Genomic DNA, 7,670 nt, shown 5'->3' with positions numbered 1-7,670 from the left:
CAAACAGCTCTGCTGTTTGCCTAACGGCAACGTCCTGACAAGGGGCGCCAACAGCATAATCAACGATCTTCTGACGCAGGACGCTAACGATCCTCGTCGATGCCGAGCATGGCGCGCAGCCACTCGAGTTCGGCGCGCGTTTCGGCATCATGCGCGACGACGACGCCGCGACGATACGGGTCGTCGATCTGATCGATCGACAGCGGATTGCCGGCATCGCAGTAGAAGTAGTGCATGTCACCGCGGTTGAGCAGATCATAGCGCCGTCGCAGCACCGCATCGCGATCGGCCTGGTCGGGCACGACGGAGAGGAACGTGAGCACCACCGTCCACCGGGTGAAATCCGTAAGATTGAATCCGCTTGTTTGCTTCAGCTCGTCGATGAGCCGCTCGCGGCCGGCGTCGAGCAGACGGAACCGTCGTCGCGGCCGGCCGTCGCCGGTCTCCTCGGCGATCTGCTCGATCAGTGCCGCCTCGGAAAGACGGCTGGTCGCCGGATAGATCGCGCCGTCGCTGAATCGTCTGGCATACCCCTGCAGCTGCTCCATCTTCTTGCGCAGCTCATAGCCGCACATGGGACGTTCGGCAAGAAACCCCAGAATCATCATTTCGATCACGCTCATACGCAGCAGTATATCTCGTTTCGACATACCAGCCGGGGTTCACGCCGTCAGCGCAGTCGCGTCAGCGCAATCCCCTGAGAATGCGCCGCAGCACCGGAATCGTCACCGCGAACGAAAGCACATCGGAGACCGACTGCGCCATCTCGACGCCCGTCACACCAAGGAAATGCGGCAGCACGAGCACCGCGGGCGCGAGGAACAACCCCATGCGGCACACGGCAAGAAACGAGGCGACGCCGGTCCTTCCCATCGTCTGCGTCGTCATGTTGCCCATCATGTTGACGCCGTTGAGCACCACGGTGATGCATTGGAAGTGCAGCGCCGCCACGCCGACTTCGACCACGGCGGGATCGGAACGGAAGATCTCCACCAGCTGTGGCGCGGACAGCCACACGCATGCGCCGATCACCAGCAGCACCCCAGTCGACAGCCACACGCAGAACCAGAACGCCTCCCTTACGCGCGCGAACCGCCTCGCGCCGTAGTTGTAGCCGCACACCGGCTGGAACCCCTGCCCAAGACCGATGATCACCGAATTCGCGCCGAGCATGATGCGCATGACGATGGCCATGCCGGCGATCGTCGCATCACCGAACGGATTGGCGGCGATGTTCACGCACGTCGTGGCGATCGAACCGGCACCCTGCCGCAGCAGCGAGGGCAGTCCCCCGCCGAGGATCTCGCGCAGCAGCAGCACGTCCGGCCTGCATTGGCGCAGCGACAGCCGCAGCACGCCGAAACGCCTGCTTAGCGTGGTGAGGATCACGAAGCTGATCGTCTGACAGATGCCTGTCGCCAGTCCCGCGCCGAAGATGCCCATGCCAAGCACGAAGATGAACAGCGGCGCAAGCGCGAAGTTGAGCAGCGCGCCGGTCACCAGACCGATCATGCCGAACGCGGACTGCCCCTGGTAGCGCAGCAGGCCGTTGAGCGCGAACGAGCCGCATACGCAGGGCGCGGCCACAAGGATCGGCGTCAGATAGGAGATCGCGAACGGCGCGATAGTGGACGTCGAGCCGAGCGCGAACACCAGCGAATGCAGCGTGAGCAGACCGATGATCGACACGGCGAGCCCGAAGCCGATCGCGCCGACGAATCCGACGGCGAGCAGACGCGCGGCGCGGTCGTTGTTCTGCTTGCCCAGTTCGCGGCTCATCGAATTGCCCGCGCCGTTGCCGAAGAAGAAGCCGATGGCCTGCAGCACGGTCATGATCGAGAACGCGATGCCGATCGCGCCGGATTGCGCGGTGCCGAGCCGGCCGATGAAGAACGTGTCGGTCAGGTTGTACGCGGTGGTGACCAGATTCGAGATCACCGCCGGGATGCACAGCCTCAGAATCAGCGGTCTGATCGGCTGCTCGGTCATCTGCCGGTATTTCTCGTCGGCGCTCGCTCGCCGGATGCCATGTAGTTGAGCCACGTAGCGCTACTGTACTACGTAGCGCTCGACGTGTCGGTCAACGCCCGTAGAACAACCGCTCGGTCACGTCACGGGCCTTGCGCATCGCGCCGAGCAGATCGTTCTCGAAATGCTGTCCGCGATGCGCGTCATAGCCCAGATAGACCGCGATGCCGCCCAGCGAATACATGTCGTCCGGGAGGATGTCGGCCTGGTTGACGCGCCCGTTCCACAGATAGTTGCCGTTGCGCGCGGCCGTGCACATGCGCCACGCGCGGCGCAGCACGATCGCGTCGGCCTTGCCGATCACCTTCATGCGCTCCAATTCGTCAAGCGCGCCAAGCGTGGAGCCGGTGCGCAGCGCGGCGTGCGAGCCGGCATGGCGCAGCTGCATCAGCTGCACCGTCCACTCCACGTCCGACAGGCCGCCCTTGCCGAGCTTGAGATGCCGCTCACGCCGCACGCCGCGCGGAAGACGCTCGGCCTCCATGCGCGCCTTGAGCCGGCGTATCTCCCCCACCTGCGCCTCGCTCGGCTCGTTGACCGGGTAGCGCAGCGGATCGGCGATGTTGCTTAGGAAGTCCTCGGCGAGCTCGCGGTCGCCGGCCGCAAAGCGCGCGCGCAGCAGCGCCTGATGCTCCCAGGTGCTCGCCCACGACGAGTAGTATTCGCGGCACGACTCGTAGGATCGAACCAGCGGGCCGTTCTTGCCCTCCGGACGCAGATCGAGATCGAGTTCGATCTTCGGCTCCAAGGTGATCGGTCCCTGCAGGATCTGCCGCATCGATTCACATACCTTGCGGGCGAAGACGTTGGCTTGCTGGTCGTTGGCTTGTCGCTCGTTGGCGCGCGCGTCTGCTGCCGCACTGTTCGCTGCATCGGCTGCCGCGCCGGCGGGCCGGTAGATGACGATCACGTCCGCATCGGAACTGAAGTTGATCTCGCGGCCGCCGTATCGGCCCATGCCGATCACCGCGATCGATGCGGGCGGCTGGTCGACGGGCGCGCCCATCTGCCGGCACTGGTCGCGCATCGCCCATGCGAGCGCCGCTTCGATGGCCGCGTCGTACACGTCGGTCATGCCCTCCAGCGAGGACGCGTCGTCCATGACGCCGCTCATCCACGCCAGACCGATGCGTTCGATCTCGTGGCGTCGCATGGCGCGAATCGACGTGGCGAAATCGGCGATGCTCGACTCGTTGCGGGCGAGCGCCGAGGCGCATTGCACGTCGAGGCTTGCGCGGGTTCGTGCGCGCAGCTGGCTGTCGTCGCCGAGCCAGGTCACCGATTCGACGGACTTGTTGAGCGCGTCGCCGAGGAATCTCGAATTGGATAGGATGTGGCACAGTCGCTGCGCGGCCGAGCCCGAATCGCGCAGGAATCCGAGATATTCGCTTTCGGTGCCGAATCGCTCCTCCAAGCGCCGCCAGTAGAGCAGTCCCATGTCGGGATTCTGCCCCTGGCCGAGCCATTGGAGCACGGCGGGCAGGATGATGCGGTTGATCTTCGCGGCGCGCGACACGCCGGCGGTCAGCGCGGTGACGTGTCGCATGGCGGCCTGTGGGTCGGCGAATCCGATGGATGCGAACCGTTCCTGCGCGGCCTGCGGGGTGAGGGTGATGTCGTCGTCGCCGGCGATGGCGGCTATGGGCAGCATGGGCCGGTAGTAGATGTCCATGTGCAGGCGGCGCACTTCGCGACGTGTCTCGTCGTATTTGGCGACGAGCTGTTCGGGATGCATGCCGAACGCGCGCGCGAGTCGGCGCAGTTCCGGATTGCGGTTGAGATCGTCGACGCTGACCTCGCGTTTGCGCTCCAGTCCGCCGCGGTTGGCGTTGCCGCCCAGATCGGGGAACAGATGCGTGCGCTTGAGCGCCCACATCTGCTGGCGATGCTCCATGACCCGCTCGAAACGGTAGTCCCATGCGAGCCTCTTCGCCTGCGCGCGCGACACGTAGCCACCGTCGGCCAGTCGCTGCAACGATTCGAGCGTGGCGGCGGTGCGCAGCGATTCGTCGGAACGGCCGTGGACGAGCTGGAGCATCTGCACGGTGAACTCCACGTCGCGCAGTCCTCCCCTGCCGAGTTTGATCTCGCGATCCTTGAGCGCCGGGGCGATGAGATCCTCGACGCGGCGGCGCATCTGCTGGCAGTCGTAGACGAAGTTCTTGCGCTTTGAAGCGGACCACACCATCGGCCGGGTCATCGCCATGTACGACTGGCCGAGCGCCGCGTCTCCGGCGACCGGCCGCGCCTTGAGCAGCGCCTGGAACTCCCAGTTCTCCGCCCACTGCTCGTAGTAGGCGCGATGCGATTCGAGGGTGCGCACCAGCGGGCCGTCCTTGCCTTCGGGGCGCAGGCCGCCGTCGATCTGCCATAGCGCCGGTTCGGCGACGCCCATGATGACCGACTGGCATACGCGCTGCAGCATCGTGCCCATCTTCGTTCCGGTGCGATACAGCTGCTGCCGGTCGATGCCGGGGCGCGCCGGTTCGACCACGTAGATCAGATCGACGTCGGACACGTAGTTGAGTTCGCGCGCGCCGAGCTTGCCCATGCCGATGACGGCGAAGCGCACGTCCTCGGCACCCGGCACCTCGCGTCTGGCGATCGCGAGCGCGCCTTCAAGCGCCGCGTCGGCGAGATCGGACAGTTCCTCGCTGATGCGCGGCTGAAGGGCGATCGGATCGTCGGCGGTGGTGTCCTGTGCGATGATCGCGGCGAGTTGGTTGCGATAGGTGCGGCGCAGCGCCGTCGTCGCCTCGGCGAGAGGCTTGGATGCGACCGGCGGATGGAGCGAGGTCGAAGGATTCGGTGCGGAGGCGGTGGTGGTGTTGGTGGTGTCGGTGCTGGTACTGGTGTGGGTGCTGTCAGAGCTGATGCTGGCTGCGCCGTCGGTGCTGATGCTACCGGATTCGGCATCAGCGTCGGCACCAACGTCGACATCAGCATCAGCGTCGGCGGTATGCATGACGGTACCGGCGAGCGTATCCGCGCCGTCGCGCGTATCCATGCTTTCAATCGCGTCCGCGCCGACCGCCCGCAGTACGTGCGCCCGCCGCTGATCGCGGTTGAACAGATGCGAATCGCATCCGTCGCAAGCCGCGGCCTCGACCAGATCAAGCCGGAATCGCATGAGCTTGCCCATCGCATCCGATGCGCCAAGCACCGCCATCAGACGGCTCATCGCCGTGTCGTCGGGAAGGATCTCCTCCACGGACCTGCCCTGACTGATGAGCGCGTTGACGATGTCAATGAGATTGTTCAGCGCCACATCCGGGTCTCCGGCGCGTTCGAGGGCCTTCAGTACGACGCGCAGCCGCGCGGCGGTGACGCCGTTGTCGCTCAGACTGGCGAACAGGCCGCGCGCCTTGTCGAGATCCTGAAGCCCGGCGTGAATGAGATCTCTGGCCCCGGGCGTGAACCCTCCGGACAGTGACCGTGAGTCAGACCTTGCGTCATTCGGCAGACCGTTGCGCGTCTCCTGCGCGGCTCGCCCGTCGATGGTCCAATGCGCGGCGGCATCCGTCGGCCGCTTCGTGCCCGTCGTTTCGTTCATAACCCTCAATGGTATCAACAGCACCGTCCCCACGTGCGTCTGCCCGGGGTGGGATGCGGTGTGGGGCGCGTCGTGGGCACGCGGTGCGGGAGTGCGGCGTGCTGATGACCAATGGTTGTGATCGGTGAAGATCAGTGGTTGTGAGCAGTGGCTGTGAGCAGTGGTACGCAACGCGCAAACCGGTTCGTTACACATTCCGAACCGCAATTCGGTGGTACACAACGCTGGTATGCGCACTCTTCTCATCGCGTACTATAAGACCAGTGGTACGCAACGCGCAAACCGGTCGAAAACACGTTGCGTGACGCGAATCAGTGCGAATCGGTGGTGCGGAACGCCGTTGCGAGCCCTTCACATTGCGTGCCATGCATTACCCTTGCATCACCCATACATAGTGGTACGCAGTCGTGGTACGCAGTCGGATTGCGCCAGTATTTCTCGGAATCGTCCCCAAGTTCGAGATTCTCTTGCGCTTATGAACCTCTTAGCACCTCTTAGCGCATACCTCTTAGCGCAAGGATTTCTCGGGGAAAACGGCCATTTCGTATAATCCTTGCGCTGGATAGGCCGTTAGCGCAAGGATTTCACGAACTCGGGGCAAATCCCGAGAAATCCTTGCGCTGGGCCAGTGCTTAGCGCAAAGATTCTACGAACTCAAGGAGGTTTCCGAAAAATCCTTGCGCGACGATCTACGTCGGCGCGGCGAGGTGTCGCGGCATACGGTCCATAATGGGAGACTATGACTATCAGTGAAATCATCATCACCATTGTGCTGGCCGTCTATGGTCTCGGCACCGGATTCTTCTACGGTCTGATGCCGCTGCGGCTCGATCTTGCCAATGAACGGCAGAATCGCCTCCAGCAGCGGGTCGGTCTGGTCGCTGCGCTTGTGCTGCTGGTCGTCGTCATCGCGAAGATGCTGGTGGCGGCGTGGGTGACGCCACTTGCCATGGTCGTCGGATTCGGCATCGCGCGGATTCCGGCGATTCATGCCGCGATGCTGAACCGGTTCGCCCTGTTTCGCGTCGATCTGCGCAACGGGCACAAGCGTCGCAGCGAACGCCGCGGCGGCAAGGGCGGCAAAGGCAACGGCACTGCCAAAGGCGGCAGTGCGAACGCTCATCATCACCGCTGATTTTCATTGATTGTGTCGCTGATTCGTCATTGATTCACTGCTGAATATCGATGAATCATAGCTGATGGGCAGCTGAGGGAACTATGCCCGCTGATGCTTTGTCTAGCGGTCTGCGCCATCTCGTTTGAGCGGCATCGAGCTATTCGATGAGGGCGATGATGTGATCTGTCTTGCTATCTCGCTGTCTAGCATCCCACCGCGCCGCCTCGCCCAGCGCCTGGTATGCAGCGCCGAAACGGGGCTGAATCACATTCCGTACCACTGGCGTTCGGTACGCGACGCAACACCCATTCCGCATTCCGTACCACTGGCGTGGCATTGTTCGGCTTTGGTCACACGGAGCGGCTTTGATCACAGGGTGCGGGCGCTCCCTGTGACCACTTGATGAAAAACCTTGGTATTTCAACACCCTGGTCACAGGGTGCGGGCGCTCCCTGTGACCGACCCCGCTCCCTGTGACGACTCCGCCGCTCCCGGTGACGTGGAGAACGAGTATCTCGAACAGACGACACAAGCCGTCTCACAGAAGAGACGGAACAACAATCAGGCAACTTCAAGGTTTTTCTCGAAATCATCCTCGACCTCGAGAAAAACATGCGCGACCAAGGCTCCCAGCGCAAGATAATCTCGGAAAGAACCTGGGGCTCAGCGCAAGATAATCTCGAAATGGCCATTTATTTCGAGAATAACTTGCGCTACTGGGGTGTGGTGTGGTTCTGTCGGGCACAGCTCTGTCCGGTTCGATTCTGTCGGGCACGATAGGACGCAATGGCAGGCGCTGACAGATGTAAATGACAGGCGCAAATGGTCGATATCGAGATTGGGGGTACGAAATGGACGCTGAGTCCGGCCCCAGCGTCCATTTCGTACCCTGAATTGCGATTTCAACCAGAAAGAACGCCGAATCATCAATAACGTCCGGCAAAACCACCAATGTGATCGGTCACATTGATC

At 63.1% G+C, this 7,670-nt stretch carries 4 protein-coding genes; 1 reads left to right on the top strand and 3 read right to left on the bottom strand.

Going from position 1 to position 7,670, the window contains the following annotated elements; all coding sequences use genetic code 11:
* Positions 1 to 83: 83 nt before the first annotated feature.
* The 3 genes from EHS19_RS04690 to EHS19_RS04680 form a co-directional block, all read right to left on the bottom strand.
* Positions 84 to 623, bottom strand: coding sequence for a PadR family transcriptional regulator (locus EHS19_RS04690; protein WP_151916629.1), 540 nt, complete (start codon positions 621 to 623; stop codon positions 84 to 86).
* Between the two features lie 61 nt (positions 624 to 684).
* Positions 685 to 2,043 (bottom strand): MATE family efflux transporter, encoded by a 1,359-nt coding sequence (locus EHS19_RS04685; protein WP_151916628.1) that lies wholly within the window; start codon positions 2,041 to 2,043, stop codon positions 685 to 687.
* 37 nt (positions 2,044 to 2,080) lie between these two features.
* Positions 2,081 to 5,581: a bifunctional [glutamine synthetase] adenylyltransferase/[glutamine synthetase]-adenylyl-L-tyrosine phosphorylase gene (locus tag EHS19_RS04680; RefSeq protein ID WP_151916627.1), complete on the bottom strand. Its 3,501-nt coding sequence runs from the start codon at positions 5,579 to 5,581 to the stop codon at positions 2,081 to 2,083.
* 739 nt (positions 5,582 to 6,320) lie between these two features.
* Here EHS19_RS04680 and EHS19_RS04675 point away from each other — a divergent pair.
* Entirely contained in the window at positions 6,321 to 6,716 is a 396-nt protein-coding gene (locus tag EHS19_RS04675; protein ID WP_151916626.1) for a hypothetical protein, read from the top strand.
* Positions 6,717 to 7,670 lie beyond the last annotated feature (954 nt).

Source organism: Bifidobacterium jacchi (assembly GCF_009078285.1).
GTDB classification, from domain to species: Bacteria; Actinomycetota; Actinomycetes; order Actinomycetales; family Bifidobacteriaceae; genus Bifidobacterium; species Bifidobacterium jacchi.
The sequence above is the reverse complement of the archived record's forward strand: the minus strand, read 5'-3'. Positions and strand labels throughout refer to the sequence as shown.